Annotated in this window: 2 protein-coding genes and 1 pseudogene; 1 reads left to right on the top strand and 2 read right to left on the bottom strand. The window is 37.0% G+C overall.

Annotation, left to right across the window (positions count from 1 at the left end):
* Positions 1-125 precede the first annotated feature (125 nt).
* Complete coding sequence (locus WB217_RS01920) at positions 126-842, top strand: 3-ketoacyl-ACP reductase (RefSeq protein WP_423990132.1); 717 nt, start codon at positions 126-128, stop codon at positions 840-842.
* A gap of 65 nt (positions 843-907) precedes the next feature.
* On the opposite strand, the gene WB217_RS01915 is transcribed toward WB217_RS01920, so the two are convergent.
* Positions 908-1,168, bottom strand: a complete 261-nt coding sequence (locus tag WB217_RS01915; RefSeq protein ID WP_415818193.1) for a hypothetical protein — start codon at positions 1,166-1,168, stop codon at positions 908-910.
* A 144-nt stretch (positions 1,169-1,312) separates the two neighbouring features.
* Positions 1,313-1,604 (bottom strand): annotated as a pseudogene (locus tag WB217_RS01910) (YfmQ family protein).
* Positions 1,605-1,797 lie beyond the last annotated feature (193 nt).

Genomic DNA, 1,797 nt, shown 5'->3' with positions numbered 1-1,797 from the left:
GTATGGCAGACACGCCAATTTAGAATAAAACGTTGATTGTCTATGAGAGACCGCAAACTATCCATGCAAGATTGCGGTCTTTCTATTTAATTTTGTGTAAAAACCTTGTTCATAGGAGTGAAAAAATGAATTCATTAAATGGCAAAACTGCTTTAATTACTGGTGCAGGCAGAGGTATTGGACGAGCTACTGCTATCGCCTTAGCAAAAGAAGGGGTTAATTTAGGATTGCTTGGCTTGAATATGTCTAACCTTGAAAAGGTTGCGGCTGAACTAGCACAATTTGATGTGAAAGTTTCAATGGCAACAGGAGATGTCTCCAATCTCGAATCAGTTATTAATGCAGTTGAACACATTAAAGCTGATCACGGACCAATTGATATCCTCATTAACAATGCTGGAGTTGCCAAGTTTGGCGGCTTCCTTGATTTAACTCCTGATGAATGGGAGAAAATCATCCAGGTGAATTTAATGGGAGTTTATAATGCAACAAGAGCTGTACTTCCCGGCATGATTGACAGAAAAACAGGTGATATTATCAATATTTCTTCCTCTGCCGGACAAAAAGGTGCTCCTGTAACAAGTGCTTACAGTGCTTCTAAATTCGCTGTTTTAGGACTAACAGAATCACTCATGCTCGAAGTAAGGAAGCACAACATCCGTGTAACAGCTTTAACACCAAGTACGGTTGTAACAGACCTGGCAATTGATACTAACCTTGTCAGCGGTAATGAAGATCATGTTATGCAGCCAGAAGACCTTGCTGAAATAATCGTAGCCGGCTTAAAATTAAATCCAAGGGTATTCGTTAAAACTGCCGGGCTTTGGACAACCAATCCTTAATCTAAATGAAGCAGGTCCATTTGGGTCTGCCTCTTTTTTATTCGCACTACTATCAACCGCACCCGTCATTGATGGTACATGGACATTACTCTCTCCAAATCACAAATCAACTCATTAATTTCATTTTGTGTCAGGTGTAAAGGCATTTGATCGTAAAGGGTAATTATTTGCCCATCATCTTCATGCTGATGTTTTTTTAAATAATGATAAATATTGTTTAACTGGTTTTCTTTAAGAACCGATTCTGTATTTAAATTTTTTACTTTCTGTAAGGAAAATTCATTCATGGAGGAATCAAATTCACCTGCAATAATTGTACCTTGCATAAACATGCTCTCACTCCTCAAAATCAATATTTGTTAGTTTCCCCTACAAATAAATACTAGATGCAAAATGTTAACAAAAGATAGAGGGAGCGCAATATAATTCACTCCCTCATCCCTTTTATCAGTATTAAAACAATGATTTGTTCAATTTATAGTGTTAGAACCTTCTAAGCTTGCGGACATTTGCTCCTGAAGGCTATCGGACCGAAGACTATATGCAACTACTTTCTTGTCGTATTTTTTTACTACATCAACGCGATCGTTATAACAAAACAACCATAACTCTACATCCGTCTTGCCTCTGTGAGATTGGATTATAATTGTAGTCTTATTGCTCTCCGCTGTAAAACACCTTGATGCTTTCTTTATCTAACGTTGAATGCAGTTCAAATTTACTTAAAATCCACTCTACCGGACCTGATGAAAGACATGTAATTACTATTTTAAATAAACTAAACAGAATTATTGGGATAATCGAGACCAGGTCATTTACATCCTCCCCTTGTGTTCTATATTTTCATGCTGCTTTTGCACTCATCTATATAGAGGAATAAGCATCTGAAAACCGAATAATTCAACTTCTGAAATGAAAAAAAGAATGCCTTATGATTGGCATTCTCCTTTCTCAA

The organism is Mesobacillus sp., assembly GCF_049588175.1.
In the GTDB taxonomy this organism is placed as follows: domain Bacteria; phylum Bacillota; class Bacilli; order Bacillales; family Cytobacillaceae; genus Mesobacillus.
This window is presented reverse-complemented; position numbering and strand designations above follow the sequence as displayed.

Bases quoted from the DNA above. Each gene is read 5' to 3' on its own strand.
- WB217_RS01920 (WP_423990132.1), top strand. From the start codon at position 126: ATGAATTCATTAAATGGCAAAACTGCTTTAATTACTGGTGCAGGCAGA.
- WB217_RS01915 (WP_415818193.1), bottom strand. From the start codon at position 1,168: ATGCAAGGTACAATTATTGCAGGTGAATTTGATTCCTCCATGAATGAA.